The organism is Cytobacillus firmus DS1 (assembly GCF_000565285.1).
GTDB lineage: Bacteria > Bacillota > Bacilli > Bacillales > Cytobacillaceae > Cytobacillus > Cytobacillus firmus_A.
On sequence record NZ_APVL01000009.1, the window covers coordinates 25,684 to 42,795 of the forward strand.

Sequence of the window (17,112 nt, forward strand, 5' to 3'; positions counted from 1 at the left end):
TTTGTAATATTCTTCTAATGATTAAAAATAAAAAAATCGCCATATGAATTGGCGATTTCCTCATTTCCCTATTTCACAAAAATATTATCCAATGAAAAATATATAAATGGCCCCAATAAGAAGAAATACTCCGCTAAGAGCCAGCAGAACCTTTGCTAACTTTTCCAATGTTAATTCTCTCCTTATGATAAACCTGCACCGATGACATAAGACAAACCGATTGACAGCACCATGGAAATAAAGCCGACAGCTTTGTTATTATTCTCAATTTCTTCGTCTATTCTAAACTTTGGTGTTAAAAATTCAAATATGAAATAGCCTATTAACAAAAGAAAGAAGCCAAAAACTCCCCATGTAATCATTGTCAGCAAGGTATCATTATGCATGATCGAGTGCCTGAAAATATTGGCGATCCCAAAAATTTTCCCGCCGGTCGCCATCGCTACAGCAAGATTCCCGCTTTTTATTTCATCCCAATTGCGATACTTTGTGACTAATTCAAAAACTGCTAAAAAAACGATCATACACAAAATAACAACACTGTAATAAGCAGCTGTCTGGATAAATTCATTTTCCCAAAATTCTTTCATTTATACTCTCCCCGCCGATATTAAATCCCATCCCCCTCTGACTAATTATAAGGGGGATGGAAACTTATTTGAATTCAACGATTGTAACCCCTGTGCCGCCTTCTCCAGCTTCACCAAACCGGATTTTCTTTACAGATCTGTGATTTCTCAAATATTCCTGAACACCCTGCCTCAATGCACCGGTCCCTTTACCATGAATGATGGAGACACGGGGATATCCAGCCAGGAGGGCATCATCGATATATTTCTCCACTCTTAAGAGGGCGTTTTCATAGCGCTCGCCACGTAAATCAAGCTCAAGGTTTACGTGAAAGTCCCTTCCTTTCACCGTTGCCACTGGTTTTGTTTCCACAGGTTTTGGGCTTTTAATGTATTCCAGGTCCTTTTCGGCAACTTTCATTTTCAGAATACCAATCTGAACCTGCCATTCCTTCTCAGACACCTTTTCAAGCAAATGCCCTTTTTGCCCAAAAGTCAGAACCTTAACCTCATCACCGGCTTCAAAAACGTGTTTAGTATTCTTTGACTTTAGTTTATTTTTGGCTGTGCTCATCTGAGGTGCAGCATCGGACAGGCGTTTCTTTGCTTCTATCAGCTCGTGTTCCTTCACCTCAGCATGTTTCTCCATCCGCATCTTTCTTAAGTCACGGATAATCTCTTCCGCTTCAGCCTTGGCTTTCTCAACAATATCGCCGGCTTTCTCTGCAGCCTTCTCATGCATAGCATCTTTTTGCTCATAAAATTCTGCCATTTGCTTTTGCAGATCTTTATGAAGTTTTTCTGCACTTTTCAGAAAGTCATTGGCTTCTGCCATGTCAGCCTCTGCTTGTCTGCGGCTTTCCTCCAGTGAAGCAATCATATTTTCAACCTGATTTGTATCTGTTCCGATATAGGATCGTGCGGTCTCAATCACTTGATCATTGAGACCAAGCCGTTTGGATATTTCAAAGGCATTGCTTCGGCCCGGAACCCCAATCAGCAGCTTATAGGTTGGACTTAGCGTTTCAATATCAAATTCTACACTGGCATTGATAACTCCTTCTCTGTTATAGCCATAGGCTTTCAGTTCAGGGTAATGAGTTGTGGCGATAACTCTTGCACCCCGCTTGTATACTTCGTCAAGAATGGAAATCGCGAGAGCTGCACCTTCCTGCGGATCTGTGCCTGCACCAAGCTCATCGAATAAAACCAGACTATTGAAATCAACCTGGTTAAGAATATCCACGATATTAACCATATGAGAAGAAAAGGTACTTAAACTTTGTTCAATTGACTGTTCATCTCCGATATCAGCATAAACATTTCCGAAGACAGCCGTTTCAGAACCATCAAGCGCAGGGATTTGCAGACCGGCCTGTGCCATCAATGTGCAAAGCCCTACTGTTTTTAACGTAACTGTCTTCCCGCCGGTATTCGGTCCCGTAATGACAATGGTTGAATATTCATCTCCGAGCTTAATATCATTTGCCACTACTTCATCAATTGAAATAAGCGGATGGCGGGCTTTGAATAACGAAATTTTCCCTTGATTATTAATTTTTGGTTTTGAAGCTTTTATGCGTTTACTGTATCTGGCTTTTGCAAACGTAAAATCGATTTCTCCGAGCACATCTACAATGGTTTCCAGTTCACTGCTATTCTCAGCTGTCTGTCCAGAGAGCGCTATGAGAATCCGCTCGATTTCCTGCTGTTCTTTCACCCTGATGCCTTGTAATTCATTGTTCAGCTGGACAATGGACGCGGGCTCAATGAATAATGTCTGGCCGGATGAACTTTGGTCATGGATAATGCCTCCATAATGCCCCCGGTACTCCTGCTTTACAGGTATGACAAATCGGTCATTTCGAATTGTAATAATCGCATCGGAAAGCATTTTTTGTGCGCTGGAAGACCGGATCATGCTCTCCAGGCGCTCCCTTACGCGCGATTCTTTTGTACGAAGCTGATTTCGAAGGGAACGGAGAGTCTCGCTTGCACTGTCAAGAACTTCCCCATTGTCATCGACCGCATTGCGGATGGATGTTTCCAAGTCCGCCAGAACGATAATTTTATCTGTATATCCTAATAGGATCGGCAGGCTGCTTTCTTCCTCGGCAAATTCCTCGATGAATCGTTTCATCTGCCTGCTTGCATGAATCGTGCTGGATATCTGGTTAAGTTCCTGGGGACTGAGCATCCCGCCAATAACCGCCCGCTTCACATGAGGACGAATATCAAAAATGCCGCCAAGCGGTACATTCCCTTTGATTCTAAGCACTTTTACTGCTTCATCTGTTTCTTCCTGTCTGCGGATGACTTCTTCATAGTCAGTTGAAGGAAGAATATTTAAGGCCTTTTTTCTTCCCAAGGATGAAGAAACATGTTCCAGCAGCTGTTCCTTCACTTTATTGAACTCAAGTATCTTCAATACTCTTTCTTGCATGAGGACTTTCCCCTTTCATGCCCAATTTTCCTACTGGCGTTCTTTCAGAAATTTGAGCAAATCTTCTGTTTCCATGGCATTTAGAACGGATTCTTTCTTGATCCACCCTTTCTTTGCCGCAGAAACGCCGATTTCCATGTGATTTAAAGTGTCTATTTTATGTGCATCTGTATTAATCACTATTTTCACACCGGCTTCCTGAGCTTGCCTGATATGTTCGGAAGCAAGATCAAGCCGGTTCGGATTTGCATTCAGCTCAAGAGCTGTATTTGTTTCCCTGGCGAGCTCGATAAGCATTTCCATGTCTACTTCATAGCCTTCCCTGCGGCCTATCAATCTTCCCGTAGGGTGGGCAATAATGTCAACATGGGCGTTCTGCAGCGCGGTTTTCAAGCGGGCCATGATTTTTTCCTTCGGCTGTGAAAAAGAAGAATGGATGGAAGCAATAACAATGTCCAGCTCCTCCAGAAGTTCATCGTCATAATCGAGCGATCCGTCAGGCAGAATATCCATTTCTACCCCTGATAATATTGTGAAATCATCGAATTGCTCATTAAGCCGCTTTATTTCTTCTTTCTGTCTGCGAAGCCTTTCGGCTGTCAAACCGTTCGCCACTCTCAAGTATTGGGAATGGTCTGTTATAGCCATATATTTGTAGCCGCGGGCACGGCACGCTTCAATCATTTCCTCTATGGAATAGGCGCCATCACTCCAGGTTGAGTGCATATGAAGATCACCCTTAATATCTTCAAGAGAAATAAGTTCCATGTCTTGCTTGTATTCATCTACTTCTTTTCCATCTTCCCTAATTTCAGGAGGGAAGAATGGAAGCCCAAAATGGGCGTAAAATTCCTTTTCATTTTTAAAAGTAAGGATTTCACCTGTTTCTGTATTTTCGACTCCATATTCACTGATTTTTTCCCCGCGCTCTTTTGCAAGCTGACGCATTCTGACATTATGGTCCTTTGATCCCGTAAAATGATGGAGTGTTGTGGCAAATTCATGCGGCTCAACCAATCGGAAATCAGCCGATATATCATAGGAATGCTGAAACACAACAGAAACCTTCGTATCTCCTGCGGCAATTACTTCTTTGATGCCGGCCAGACTTAATAACTGCTCTTTAACAGAAGCAGGATGGTCAGTAGCTATAATAAAGTCGAGGTCTTTGATTGTTTCCCTCATTCTCCTTAAGCTTCCTGCCCTTGAATATTTTTCTATATCCTTCATTTCAGCCAGCGCAGCTTCTATGCCCTCTGCTATCGGCAGCATGAATGCAAGCGGGAGCCGTTCCGGTCGGGTTCCTGCATTTTCAAGGGCAGCGAGTATCTTTTCTTCAGATTTTTCCCCGAAGCCTGCCAGTCCCCGGACCTTCTTATTGCGGCAGGCATCCTCAAGGTCTGCAGCATTTTCGACGCCCAGCTCTTTATATAGCTTGGCAATTTTCTTGCCGCCAAGTCCCGGGAGCTGAAGCAGAGGAATTAATCCGGCAGGGACTTCTTCTTTCAGTTCATCCAGAACAGAAGACTTTCCTTCTTTGATGTACTCCTCAATAACAGCAGCGGTTCCTTTTCCGATGCCGGACAGCTTTGTAAAGTCATCAATTTCAGTCAAGCTATCATCATTCGATTCAAGTGCGAGTGCCGCTTTTCGGAAGGCAGCTGTTTTGAACGGATTTTCTCCTTTTAACTCCATATAAACAGCGATTGTTTCTAAAAGTCTGACAACATCTTTTTTATTTATACTCATGAAAACCACCTGCCCGTAACTGTATTCGTATCCGTATTATCTCTTATTTTGCAGTGCAACTTCAAATCATGGCTATTTTCAGAAGACTGTTTTTCGCAAGGTTTGTTGCTTTTTATATATTATTCACTGAGTTGATTGGAGCGGAAATCAACGGACAACATAGTTGGAGAAAAACAACATTTTTTACAAAAGAGCCTTTCAAAAAGAAAACTTCTCTAGAAATAGAGAAGTTACGCAGCCATATAGTCAACCCACATTTCTTTGAGCTGGTTAGAGAGAACAGGCGTATTCTTAACCATTAATTCTGCCATAAAGGAATTATTGATCGGCCCCTGCAGGACTTCGATTGGAACGAGTGCTACTATGTATAATAGAATAAACATGATAAGATAGACTTCGATAAATCCGAGAATTCCGCCAGCCCAAACATTCAGCTGTTTCAGGACCGGAAGATGGGCAACAAAGTCGAGCATGCTTCCAATAATCTGCAGTAATATTTTTACCGCAAAAAAAATCACGACAAATGCAATGGCGCGATAGTAAGCATCTTCAAGATCTGCATTCTCAAATAACGTCTTAATCGCCGATTCACTGCTAAAGCTTGGATATGGCACCCACAAGGTCAGCTTAGGCGCAAGCTCACCGTAATACATACGGGCTACAATGAAAGCAATAATGAATCCGGTCAAATGAATTAATTGGAGGATAAAGCCTCTTTTCAAGCCTATAAAAAAACCAAAAACCAAAATAATGATAATTGCAAGATCCAGCATGACTACTTTCCGTCCTTTACTCTATTTAATTCGTTTTCCAGCCGTTCCAGACGGTCTGTTAGCTTTATATAATCATTAACAGCATTGACTGCGGTCAGCACGGCCAGCTTACTAATGTCGAGTGAAGGATTCTTCGAACTGATCTCACGCATTTTATCGTCAACCAGCGAAGCGACAAGGCGAACATGGCTGGAGCTTTCTGAGCCAACTATCACATATTGCTGTCCATAAATATCTACACTTGTTCGGTTTCTTTGCATTTCTGACAACGTCCATGCCCCCTTCTTTAAAGAATCCTAATCAATATCATAACACGAACGCATATTGGTGGGAAGTCAAAGCATGTCAGAAGAGCTCGGTTAATGTAATTTTTTCCAAATATAAGGAATTAATTCAAAAGTACATATAAGATGAGGAGAATTAATATGAGCCAGGTAGTACTGTTAAAAAAAGCTAGTGAAATCTCAAAAATGAAGGCTCATTATTCAGGCAGCCTAAATAAAAATCAGCCTCCAGGAAGCGTATTTGCTGCAAAAGTACCAGGATGTTCGATCACTGCCTATAAATCAGGCAAGGTTCTCTTCCAGGGGAGCGGATGTGAGGCAGAAGCTAAAAAGTGGGGAGATACAGCACGCAGTGCACAGCCCAGCAAAAAAACCAGCCCTGCCGCAGCAAACCTGCCGGAAAATATCAGTTCCCTCTCAGTCATTGGTTCAGACGAAGTGGGCACCGGGGATTATTTTGGCCCCATTACGGTGGTTGCAGCTTACGTAAAAAAAGATCAAATCCCTTTGCTGAAGGAGCTTGGAGTTAAGGATTCAAAAAATCTGGGAGATGAAAAAATCATTGAAATCGCAAAACAGATTAAAGATATCGTTCCTCACAGCCTGTTAACACTGCATAATGAAAAATACAATAAGCTTCAGCAATCAGGGATGTCACAGGGAAAAATTAAAGCATTGCTGCACAATCAGGCAATCGGGCATGTTTTAGGGAAAATCTCTCCTGAAAACCCTGAGGCCATTCTGATAGACCAATTTGCCAAGGAAGAGATTTACTTCAATTATTTGAAAAACCAGCAGACCATACAGAGGGAGCGGGTCTTTTTCAGCACAAAAGCGGAAGGAATTCATCTGGCAGTTGCAGCAGCATCCATCCTGGCACGCTATGCATTTGTGCGCCACTTTGAAAACCTTAGCACAAAGGCCGGTTTCCGGCTCACTAAAGGAGCCGGCCCGAAGGTTGATGAGGCAGCTGCCCGGCTTATTAAGGAAAAGGGGCGAGAGGCATTGCCTTCTTTTGTAAAACTGCACTTTGCGAATACTGAAAAAGCAATGAAGCTATATAGCAGGAAGTATAACTGATTATGAAGCAGTCAATTTAGTGAAATTGGCTGCTTTTTTACTTTGTGAGGCCTTAATCCTTTTGAATATATCTTTATCGGCCAATAATCAGAGTTTAACGGCCATTTTTGGGTATTTAACGGTCAAAATGAGAAATTTATCGGCCAAATGTACTCTTTTAACGGCCAAACAAAGAAAAGGCAACCCCCGGGCTGCCTTCCTCATTTTATCCTCTCAATACTGCTCCGGCTTTTTCCTTCACAGCTTCCAATACTTTGTCATGCGCTTTTGTTACATCTTCATCCGTTAAAGTACGTTCAGGGTCGAAGTATTTAAGGGAGAAAGCAAGCGATTTTTTGCCTGGCTCCATTCGTTCGCCTTCGTACAAGTCAAAAACATGCACGTCTTTCAATAATTTGCCGCCAGCTTCTTTAATGATGCCTTTAAGCTCGCCCGCTGCTGTTCCCTGATCTGCTACAAGTGCAATGTCCCTTGTGATTGAAGGGAAACGTGGAATAGCTTCATACTGCAAAGGTGAAACTTCCTCTTCCAGGATCGCTTTTAAGGAAAGCTCAAACGCATATGTTTCTTTCAAATCAAGCTCTTTTTCCACAGTCGGATGGATTTGGCCGACAAATCCCACTGGTTCCCCGGAAAGCAATACTTCTGCGGTTCTGCCAGGATGCATTCCATCCTTCTGCGCTTGACGGAATTCAATCTTATCAGAAAGTCCCAGCTGTTCAAATAATCCTTCAAGGATACCTTTTACAACGAAGAAATCAATCGGCTTCTTTTCCCCCTGCCATGGATGGCTATGCCATAGGCCAGTAACCGCACCGGCAAGATGCTCACGCTCTTCAGGCAGATCCTCTTCTCCATTGGAGAGGAACACCGCTCCTGTTTCATAAACAGCCAGGCTGTCGTTCTGGCGTGCAGAGTTATATTTTAATACTTCCAGAAGCTGCGGAACAATACTTAACCGGAGCAGGCTGCGATCCTCACTCATAGGCATTGCCAGCTGCACAGGCTTGCGTTCTTCCAGTGCATATTGAGTCGCTTTTGCTTCATTTGTTAATGAATAAGTTACTGCCTGATACAGCCCCGCGCCTTCAAGATAGCGGCGGACCAATCTGCGTTTGTTCTGGTATTGGGAAAGATGCCCTGGTGCAGACGAACCAACCGGCAAAGTTGATGCCAGGTTATCGTAGCCAAATAAACGGCCAACTTCTTCAATCAGGTCTTCTTCAATCGTGATGTCGCCTCTGCGAGTTGGAACTGTAACCGTAATTGTATCATTATCAGTATTCGTCGCAAATTGAAGACGGGCAAAAATATCCTCTACTTCTTTCATGGATAATTCCGTGCCAAGTACACGATTGATTTTTTCAAGCGTTACAGACACCACCGCAGGTTCCACTTGCAGTGCATCAGCTTCTACAGAACCTTCAAGCACTTCTCCGCCCGCATATTGTGCAAGCAGTTGAACAGCTCTTTCTGCAGCAGCTCTAACCCTGTTTGGATCCACACCTTTTTCAAAGCGGGCACTTGCTTCGCTTCTTAAGCCATGGTCTTTTGAAGCTTTTCTTACGGTTGCACCTTTAAAATAAGCTGATTCAATAATCACATTTTTAGTGTCAGACTGCACTTCAGAATTTGCCCCGCCCATGACACCCGCAAGTGCAATTGGCTCTGTCCCATTTGTTATTAAAAGATGATCTGATGTCAGTTCACGCTTTGCATCATCAAGAGTGACAATCACTTCGCCATCATTTGCTCTGCGTACAAGGATTTGTTTCGATCCCAGCCGGTCATAATCGAAAGCATGAAGCGGCTGGCCGTATTCAAGCAAAATGTAGTTTGTAATATCCACCACGTTATTGTGAGGACGAATGCCTGCCGCCATTAAACGCGCCTGCATCCATACAGGAGATGGACCGATTTTTACATTTTTCACCACTTTTGCCACATAAAGAGGATTATCTTCTTTTGCTTCCACCTGAATTTCAATGTAATCAGACGCCTTTTCAGAAGAAGTCTCAGCATGCGGCTCAGGAAGCTTTACATCTCTTCCTAAAATAGCCGCTACTTCATAGGCAACACCCAGCATGCTTAAGCAGTCAGATCGGTTCGGAGTTAATCCAAGCTCAAGAATCTGGTCGTCACGATTAAGCTGCTCAAGAGCATCCTGGCCAACTTCTGTATCATTAGGGAAAACATAAATGCCTTCAGCGTATTCCTTTGCAATCAGCTTGCTTTCAATGCCCAGTTCTTGAAGCGAACAAATCATTCCATTTGATTCTTCGCCTCGGAGCTTCGCGCGCTTAATTTTGAAATTGCCTGGAAGCACAGCACCTACTGTAGCCACGGCCACTTTCTGTCCCTTATCCACATTTGGGGCACCGCATATGATTTGTACAGGCTTACCTGCTCCTGTATCAACTAAGCATTTATTCAGCTTATCAGCATTTGGGTGCTGTTCTCTTTCAAGGACATGCCCTACAACAACACCTTTGATGCCTTCATTCAATACCTCTACGCCTTCCACTTCAATACCGCTTTTAGTAATCTTTTCTGCAAGCTCTGCAGGTGTAACGCCTGATAAATCAACATATTCCTGCAGCCATTTATATGAAACGAACATTTGTGATCCTCCTTAGTTATTCCCTAGCTTCGGGCTTTCAAATTATTCATGAACTGAAAATTGCTTCAAGAAACGCACATCATTTGTATAAAAGTGGCGAATATCATCCACACCATACTTCAGCATGGCAATTCGCTCAGGTCCCATTCCGAATGCAAAGCCTGTGTATTTCTTAGAGTCGAAGCCTGCCATCTCGAGAACATTGGGATGAACCATTCCAGCGCCAAGAATTTCAATCCAGCCAGTGCCTTTACATACGCTGCAGCCTTTTCCGCCGCAGATCTTACAGGATATATCCATTTCCACAGATGGTTCTGTAAACGGGAAGAAACTTGGGCGAAGACGGATTTCCCGATCATCCCCGAACATTTTCTTTGCAAAGATCTCCAATGTTCCTTTTAAATCAGTCATTCGGATGTTTTCATCTACGACAAGTCCCTCTATTTGCATGAACTGGTGGGAGTGCGTCGCGTCGTCATTATCACGGCGATATACTTTACCCGGACAGATGATTTTAACTGGTCCCTTGCCTTCATGCTTCTCCATTGTTCTTGCCTGTACCGGCGAAGTATGGGTACGAAGAAGAATGTCTTCTGTAATATAGAAGGAATCCTGCATATCCCGGGCAGGATGGCCTTTAGGAAGATTCAATGCTTCAAAATTATAATAATCTTTTTCAACTTCAGGGCCTTCAGCTACTGTATAACCCATGCCAATGAACAAATCTTCAATTTCTTCGATAATTCGTGTCAGCGGATGGTGGTTGCCTGTTTTAACAGGTCTTCCTGGAAGAGTGACATCAATTTTTTCTGCAGCCAGTTTTTCCTGAACAGCCGCTTCCTCCAGATGCTTTTGCTTTTCCTCAATTCCGGCAGCAATGCTGTCCCGCACTTCATTCGCAAGGGCCCCCATTTTTGGGCGCTCTTCCGCAGACAATTTCCCCATTCCTTTAAGTACTTCAGTAATCGGGCCTTTTTTGCCTAAATAGGATACACGGATATCATTTAGCTCTTTCAAATCAGCGGCTGTGCTGATCTTTTCTAACGCTTCAGTTTGCAGTTCCTTTAAACGCTCTTGCATCTAAAAATCCTCCTTGAAATTAATTCTTATACTTTTTTGGCCAAAATAAAAAACCTCTATCCCCATAAAGGGACGAGGTTTCGCGGTACCACCCTTTTTAACACATTTATGTACTTCATGCACGTGTTCACTTCATTGGGATAACGGCTTATGCCGGTACATCTTTACAAAGAAAAGCGGAAGTGGCGCGTTCAGCCCCGACAAGCATAAGACGAGCCTCTTGGAAAGGTGTTCTTTACCTTTCTGAGAGGCTTGGCTTATGACCTCGAGGGGCTAGCCGCTGCAGCTGGACAACTCATCAGAGCGCCCAAGCATTTCTTTTCAATGGTCCCGATGCCAACTCAGGAGGTGAAACTTCTCTTGCATTACCTGTAAAAATGCTTTCAGTCTAAGGCATTTTCTCCCTGAAAAGGCTGACTGCAAGGTACTGATCTCCGTCATCGTTTTGTTATTATAATTTTGCTGTTAATTATATTACATTCTTGAGGCTGTTTCAAACGGTTTTCAAAAAATGGCCGCCCATTTTCTATTTTCTTAGATGATAAAGAAGAATTCCGGCAGCCACCGCCACATTAAGTGATTCGCTTTTCCCGAATATCGGAATATAAAGGTTTGCTGCTGTATTAGCCAGGAGCTCTTTATTAACCCCGTTCCCTTCATTTCCAACGAGCAGTGCGAAGGAATCAGAGGACTCATATTTGGTGTATTCACGGGCATTTTCCAAAGCGGTTCCATAGACTGGTACACTGCTTTCTTTCAGTCTGACAATCCAGTCAGAAAGATTTCCTCTTAAAACAGGCAAATGAAAGTGGCTGCCCTGTGCAGAGCGGAGCACCTTCGGGTTATATGCGTCAACGCTGCCTTCACCCACAATAACAGCATCGATTCCAGCCGCATCAGCCGTCCTGATCATCGTACCCAAATTGCCGGGATCCTGGACGGCATCAATTAATAAAAACCGTTTTCCTTTTACTTCATCAGAGGATGGCTCCTGACTGCAGACAGCAAAGATTCCCTGTGGTGTTTCGGTATCCGCCAGCAGCCCGATGATTTCATCTGTAACCATCGTTAAAGAGATGTCTCCATAGTCCCAACCAGGAGGCATGTCTTTATTTTCACCAATAATTATTTCTTCTATTTGATTGGCTTTAAGTGCTTCTTCCACGAGATGAAAACCTTCAACTAAAAACGTTCCTGTTTTGTCACGCTCTTTTCTGGCCAGAAGTTTTTTCCATTCTTTAACTTTTGGGTTTTTTGCAGATTGTATATGCTTCAACACGGTCTCTCCTTTTAAAGAAAATCGCGTACAACCGGAAAATTTTTTTGTCCAGTTTTTTCATTATAGCTTATTTGAAATACATAATAAAAGCAAAATTAGAGAAGATAATAACGAATTAAATCTGGAAGGAGTGCATTAAGGTGAATTTAAACCTGCGCAATGCCATTTTACACAATGTATCAGGCAACTCTCAGGATGAACTGAAAGATACAATCGTAGATGCCATTCAAAATGGGGAAGAAAAAATGCTGCCTGGCTTAGGTGTATTATTTGAGGTAATCTGGAAAAACTCCTCTGAAGAAGACAAGCTGGAGATGCTTCAAACCTTGGAGAGCAGTCTTAAATAAAGTGAAACTTCAATCAGTGGGGGGTTCCTTATCCCCCACTGATTGTTAGTCGCGTTCTAGTGTCGATAAGATCTCCGCTATCGCTTCGATCAATCGACACTACGAACCCGATTGGTTCAACTAAGCCTCTGCCTTAGCGTCGGCAAGTTTCACTGTATCTCACCAATCGGGCCTTTACGGGCTGTTTGGCCCCCACTTATCCTCCTTTGATTCCTCTGAGTTTTGAAGTGGGGGTCTTACTGCCCGTTAGACTGCGATAAAATGGAAAAACTCCGGTAAGAGCCGGAGTTTTTTTCATTTTATTCAAATGTAATCTTATCAACTGTTTCCCTGTCAAGCTTCTTAATTACTTCAGCAATCAGCTTAACGGCATTTTCATAGTCATCGCGGTGAAGCATTGCTGCATGGGAATGGATATACCGTGTTGCAATGGTGATTGAAAGGGATGGAACACCATTATGAGTAACATGAATGGCTCCTGAATCTGTTCCTCCGCCAGCGATAGCATCAAATTGATAAGGGATATTCAGTTCATCTGCAGTGTCTGTTACAAGGTCACGCAGGCCTTTGTGAGAGACCATTGATGCATCATAAAGGATGATTTGCGGCCCTTTGCCCATTTTGCTCATGGCTTCTTTTTCAGAAATACCGGGTGTGTCTCCTGCGATTCCAACATCTACACCAAAAGCGATATCGGGCTCGATTTTTTGTGCAGAAGTACGGGCTCCTCGAAGACCAACCTCTTCCTGTACCGTTCCTACACCATAAACCTCGTTTGGATGTTCAGCATCTTTCAATTGCTTGAGCACATCAATGGCAATTGCGCATCCAATGCGGTTATCCCAGGCTTTCGCCAAAAGCATCTTTTCATTATTCATAACCGTAAACTCAAAATATGGAACCACCATGTCACCAGGTTTTACGCCCCATTCTTTCGCTTCATCACGGCTTGAAGCACCAATATCAATGAACATGTCTTTAATTTCAACAGGCTTTTTGCGCGCATCCGGTGATAAGATATGCGGCGGTTTTGAACCAATTACCCCGGTAACATCTCCTTTCGACGTTACAATCGTCACTCGCTGTGCCAGCATAACCTGAGACCACCAGCCGCCAACTGTCTGGAAGCGGATGAAACCTTTATCATCAATGTTTGTTACCATAAATCCAACTTCATCCAAGTGGCCGGCCACCATGATCTTCGGTCCGCCTTCTTTGCCGGTTTTTTTAGCAATGAGGCTCCCCAGTCCATCTGTTGTCACTTCATCAGCATAAGCTGCTATGTATTTTTTCATAACCTCGCGCGGTTCGCGCTCATTTCCCGGAATTCCTTTCGCATCTGTTAAGTCTTTAAGCATCGTTAATGTTTCATCTAATTTAGCCATCATTTCGACTCCCTTAATATTTATTTAATCATATTATACCGAACATCGGATTCAATATAAAGAATTATCAGACGGATAATCCCTCAGGCTGAAGGCGGAAAAATTATTTAGTATCCTTCAGCCTGCCTTTTATAATTTACTTCATTCTTGTCTATATATGCTTTTTCTATATGTGAAGAGTTAAATCCAAGCATTTCCCCCAGATGTAAGTAGCCTGCAATAAGCTCTTTATAATCTATTAAAGAACGGCTGGATTGAAACTTTCCGATAGCTTCATAAACAGACAAGAACTGGCCATTCACTGAAGCCGCCTTTTCCAGCAAAACAGTAAAGTCCTCATCCCCGTCAAATCCGCATTCAATTCCAAGTGATAAAATAAAATGTATACCGTCAACAAACTCTTCCAATACTGTTTCCTGAGGGGAGGAAGGCTTTAGGCTCCAGAACTTAAAGCATCTTGTCTCATTAGCAAGCTCTCCCAATTCAACCAGCAGCGCCAGTATCTTACGCTCAAATAAATCTTCTTCCTCTAAACCATGATTTGATTCTATATGACTGTCCAGCCCTTTTTGCATTTGAAATAATTGCTGATAATTCATTTTCCACCATCCTATTTGAAATTAAAGATTAGCTTCCATTATAATGCCCATCAGAGAAATTATAACAAATCGAAAAAATGTTGAAACTTTTTTTAATCTCATCCGTATAGAAAGGAAAATAATAATGGAGGGCTGGTTACTATGTGGCTCCTGCGTATGCTATTGTTTGCTCTGATTCTTTTTCTTATATACACCGCGGTAAAATATCTTCTGAATTCCAAGAGAAAGCTAGAGCTTGCCCACGAACAGAAACGATATTATTTTTGGGATGACCAGGAAAATGTCAGGAAGAACTTCCTGATTACGTATAAAGGGGTTTTATTTGAAGGCGAAAAGTATTTGGGTACCACTGATAATGCTTTTGATGTGGTCTCCATTTTCATCTGGCCGCACAACACATCGGCCCTTAAAGGGATGGTAAGGGAAGATTTTCTTTTTATTGAAAGAAAGATAACCGAGGCTTATCCTACTGCAAAAATTGACTGGAAAAGTCCTGTGAAGGAGTTCATGCATAAAACAGCTTCTCCAAGCGAGGAAATTAAAGATCATCTTTAAAAAACGTTCGGCAGCCCCGAACGTTTTTTTTATGCTGCTTTGAAGAATTCCTTCCATTTAATAACAGTCACCTTCTCCCTCAGTACAAATACTAAAACAAAAAGTGACATCAAAATCAGGACAATCATTGAAGGAGTAAATCTGCTGATGAATTCTCCGAAAACGGTATAAAAAACAGCCAGCGGCAAATTGGTGATCCATGAATTTTTCAGGTATTTATTAAATCCCTTATTTCTTTCCATCAGACAAAAGTTCAATAAATGATAATGAATAAAAGGAATAAGCCTTAAAACTGCAACCTGGCCGACAGTTAAATTCCGATACTCCCCGAACCACCGCTTCTTTAATAAAGAAAGCTTTTCATGTGTCCCCGGCATTTTTGTGATTAGAAAATAAAAAAGAATGCTGCTGATCAACAACCCTGCAAGAGAGAAAACAGAGCCAAAAAAACTGCCAAAAAGAACTCCCCCTGTCATGCAGACAAGCGGTACCGGAATGAATAAAAACTGCCGGATGATATGAAAAAAGATAAAAGCAATGGGAGCAAGAATTCCAGCAGTCTCTGCCATAGCAAACAATAAAGTCATTTGATCATTCATGCCTTCACCTCTCCCCGATGACTTTCCTGCTGTTCCCTAAAGCTTATGGATGGCACTGACTGTTTATGACAATTGAATAACCAGGTACACAAGCAGGCCTGCTTCAAGCAATGCCAAAATAGGCAGTCCCCATTTAAACTGAACATGCTTCGTTTTATGCCTGAAGGTCTTCATACCAAGAGCCATTCCCGCTGCCCCGCTCAAAAAGGCTGTGATCCAGAGGTTCTTCTCGCTTATACGGAACTCATTCCGTTTTGCTTTTTCTTTATCAAGCTTCATCAGGCAGAAACCAATCACATTCATAATCAGATAGATAAGAGCAATTGTTTTAATCATGAGCTTTCTCCTTTTGAATGTATTAAATCTGTATTAGCTTAAATGAAACGGAAGCTTTCTGTCCATCAAAAGCAAATTAAAAAGCCATCCCCATAAGGAATGGCTAATGTATGAATTATTACTTGCTAAGCTGCTGCTTTGCAACTGATGCTAATTCAGCAAATGCTTTTTCGTCAGCGATTGCTAATTCAGCAAGCATTTTGCGGTTAACTTCGATGCCGGCAAGCTTTAAACCATGCATTAAACGGCTGTAAGAAAGACCGTTCATGCGAGCTGCTGCGTTAATGCGAGTAACCCAAAGTTTGCGGAAGTCGCGCTTTTTCTGGCGACGGTCGCGGTAAGCATACATTAGGGATTTCATAACCTGCTGGTTAGCAACTTTGTATAATGTATGTTTTGAACCGAAATAACCTTTAGCTAATTTGATGACTTTTTTACGACGTTTGCGAGTAACTGTACCGCCTTTTACACGTGGCATATTATTTCCCTCCTAATTTCGAGATATTACTTAAGATTTACTAATAAGTTACGGATGCGCTTGTAATCGCCTGAAGAAACAAGAGTTCCTTTGCGAAGCTTACGCTTTTGCTTTTGAGATTTGTTGGCGAACATATGGCTTCTGTAAGCATGAGAACGCTTCAGTTTACCAGAACCTGTTCTTTTGAAACGCTTAGCAGCGCCGCGGTGAGTTTTCATTTTTGGCATTGGGAATTCCTCCTCTTACTTGTCGTTTTTCGGTGCTAAGACCATAAACATGCTTCGGCCATCCATTTTTGGATGTGATTCCACTGTTGCAACTTCATTGCATGCTTGTGCGAATCGAATTAGTACACGCTGGCCAATTTCCTTATGCGTAATGGCACGTCCTTTGAATCGGATCGATGCTTTTACTTTATCGCCTTTTTCAAGGAATTTAATAGCATTGCGAAGTTTAGTATTAAAGTCATGCTCTTCAATAGTCGGGCTAAGACGAACTTCTTTAATACTGATAATCTTCTGGTTTTTGCGAGCTTCTTTCTCTTTCTTCTGCTGCTCGAATTTGAACTTTCCGTAGTCCATGATACGGGCTACCGGAGGCTTCGCACCCGGTGCAACCAGAACAAGATCAAGATTGGCACGAGAAGCAATTTCAAGTGCGTCGAATTTTGATTTAATACCTAACTGCTCGCCGTTTTGGTCAATAAGACGGACTTCGCGGGCGCGAATGCCCTCGTTTAACAACATATCTTTGCTAATAGCTAGACACCTCCAAGGTTTAATGCGAACACAACGTTTGGGTCAAGAAAAGCGCAAGCGCCTGTTTAGCAGACAGGTTTAAAGGTGTCTGCTGCACCGGACCAAAGCTGAATCGCAAGTTATGCAACATTTCTCTTCCGTGACGGAATCAGAGCTGTTTTTAACCAAATAAAAAAGT

The 17,112-nt window shown here is 42.5% G+C and carries 18 protein-coding genes and 1 other annotated feature (1 of these 19 only partly in view); of the genes, 3 read left to right on the plus strand and 15 right to left on the minus strand.

What is annotated here, in order from left to right:
• Window positions 1–182 precede the first annotated feature (182 nt).
• From PBF_RS13015 to zapA, 5 genes are all read right to left on the minus strand, one after another.
• Window positions 183–590 (minus strand): DUF350 domain-containing protein, encoded by a 408-nt coding sequence (locus PBF_RS13015; RefSeq protein WP_035330258.1) that lies wholly within the window; start codon window positions 588–590, stop codon window positions 183–185.
• Window positions 591–654: 64 nt separating this feature from the next.
• Window positions 655–3,012 carry an endonuclease MutS2 gene (locus PBF_RS13020; RefSeq protein WP_035330259.1) on the minus strand — a complete coding sequence of 786 codons (2,358 nt, stop codon included), beginning with the start codon at window positions 3,010–3,012 and terminating at the stop codon, window positions 655–657.
• A gap of 30 nt (window positions 3,013–3,042) precedes the next feature.
• The gene (polX, locus tag PBF_RS13025; protein ID WP_035330260.1) at window positions 3,043–4,761 is read right to left on the minus strand and encodes a DNA polymerase/3'-5' exonuclease PolX; all 1,719 of its coding nucleotides are present in this window, start codon (window positions 4,759–4,761) and stop codon (window positions 3,043–3,045) included.
• Window positions 4,762–4,991: 230 nt separating this feature from the next.
• Entirely contained in the window at window positions 4,992–5,534 is a 543-nt protein-coding gene (locus tag PBF_RS13030; protein WP_035330261.1) for a CvpA family protein, read from the minus strand.
• Window positions 5,535–5,536: 2 nt separating this feature from the next.
• Window positions 5,537–5,803, minus strand: coding sequence for a cell division protein ZapA (gene zapA, locus PBF_RS13035; protein ID WP_035330262.1), 267 nt, complete (start codon window positions 5,801–5,803; stop codon window positions 5,537–5,539).
• A gap of 156 nt (window positions 5,804–5,959) precedes the next feature.
• On the opposite strand from zapA, the gene rnhC reads away from it, so the two are divergent.
• A complete protein-coding gene (gene rnhC, locus PBF_RS13040) occupies window positions 5,960–6,898 on the plus strand; it encodes a ribonuclease HIII (RefSeq protein WP_035330263.1) in 939 nt (312 codons plus the stop codon).
• 205 nt (window positions 6,899–7,103) lie between these two features.
• Here rnhC and pheT read toward each other — a convergent pair whose 3' ends face one another.
• The 3 genes from pheT to PBF_RS13055 form a co-directional block, all read right to left on the minus strand.
• Window positions 7,104–9,518: a phenylalanine--tRNA ligase subunit beta gene (pheT, locus tag PBF_RS13045; protein ID WP_035330264.1), complete on the minus strand. Its 2,415-nt coding sequence runs from the start codon at window positions 9,516–9,518 to the stop codon at window positions 7,104–7,106.
• A gap of 42 nt (window positions 9,519–9,560) precedes the next feature.
• Entirely contained in the window at window positions 9,561–10,598 is a 1,038-nt protein-coding gene (gene pheS, locus PBF_RS13050; protein WP_035330265.1) for a phenylalanine--tRNA ligase subunit alpha, read from the minus strand.
• Between the two features lie 526 nt (window positions 10,599–11,124).
• On the minus strand, window positions 11,125–11,874 hold the full coding sequence (locus PBF_RS13055; RefSeq protein ID WP_035330266.1) for a TrmH family RNA methyltransferase: 750 nt from the start codon (window positions 11,872–11,874) through the stop codon (window positions 11,125–11,127).
• Window positions 11,875–12,017: 143 nt separating this feature from the next.
• Between PBF_RS13055 and sspI the strand changes: the two genes are divergently transcribed.
• Entirely contained in the window at window positions 12,018–12,224 is a 207-nt protein-coding gene (gene sspI / locus PBF_RS13060; RefSeq protein ID WP_035330267.1) for a small acid-soluble spore protein SspI, read from the plus strand.
• 299 nt (window positions 12,225–12,523) lie between these two features.
• Here sspI and PBF_RS13065 read toward each other — a convergent pair whose 3' ends face one another.
• Window positions 12,524–13,609, minus strand: a complete 1,086-nt coding sequence (locus PBF_RS13065) for a M42 family metallopeptidase (RefSeq protein WP_035330268.1) — start codon at window positions 13,607–13,609, stop codon at window positions 12,524–12,526.
• A gap of 107 nt (window positions 13,610–13,716) precedes the next feature.
• Entirely contained in the window at window positions 13,717–14,208 is a 492-nt protein-coding gene (locus tag PBF_RS13070) for a dUTP diphosphatase (RefSeq protein WP_035330269.1), read from the minus strand.
• A gap of 141 nt (window positions 14,209–14,349) precedes the next feature.
• Here PBF_RS13070 and PBF_RS13075 point away from each other — a divergent pair, with 141 nt between their 5' ends.
• On the plus strand, window positions 14,350–14,763 hold the full coding sequence (locus PBF_RS13075) for a hypothetical protein (protein ID WP_035330270.1): 414 nt from the start codon (window positions 14,350–14,352) through the stop codon (window positions 14,761–14,763).
• 29 nt (window positions 14,764–14,792) lie between these two features.
• Here the strand turns inward: PBF_RS13075 and PBF_RS13080 are convergent, their stop codons facing one another.
• From PBF_RS13080 to infC, 5 genes are all read right to left on the minus strand, one after another.
• Window positions 14,793–15,362: a TVP38/TMEM64 family protein gene (locus PBF_RS13080; protein WP_035330271.1), complete on the minus strand. Its 570-nt coding sequence runs from the start codon at window positions 15,360–15,362 to the stop codon at window positions 14,793–14,795.
• A 63-nt stretch (window positions 15,363–15,425) separates the two neighbouring features.
• The gene (locus PBF_RS13085) at window positions 15,426–15,698 is read right to left on the minus strand and encodes a DUF1294 domain-containing protein (protein WP_035330272.1); all 273 of its coding nucleotides are present in this window, start codon (window positions 15,696–15,698) and stop codon (window positions 15,426–15,428) included.
• A 118-nt stretch (window positions 15,699–15,816) separates the two neighbouring features.
• Window positions 15,817–16,176: a 50S ribosomal protein L20 gene (rplT, locus tag PBF_RS13090; RefSeq protein ID WP_009333214.1), complete on the minus strand. Its 360-nt coding sequence runs from the start codon at window positions 16,174–16,176 to the stop codon at window positions 15,817–15,819.
• 26 nt (window positions 16,177–16,202) lie between these two features.
• The gene (gene rpmI, locus PBF_RS13095; RefSeq protein ID WP_009333215.1) at window positions 16,203–16,403 is read right to left on the minus strand and encodes a 50S ribosomal protein L35; all 201 of its coding nucleotides are present in this window, start codon (window positions 16,401–16,403) and stop codon (window positions 16,203–16,205) included.
• Window positions 16,404–16,418: 15 nt separating this feature from the next.
• Complete coding sequence (infC, locus tag PBF_RS13100) at window positions 16,419–16,922, minus strand: translation initiation factor IF-3 (protein WP_035330273.1); 504 nt, start codon at window positions 16,920–16,922, stop codon at window positions 16,419–16,421.
• Between the two features lie 176 nt (window positions 16,923–17,098).
• Window positions 17,099–17,112: a sequence feature (ribosomal protein L20 leader region), on the minus strand; it runs 110 nt beyond the window's last position.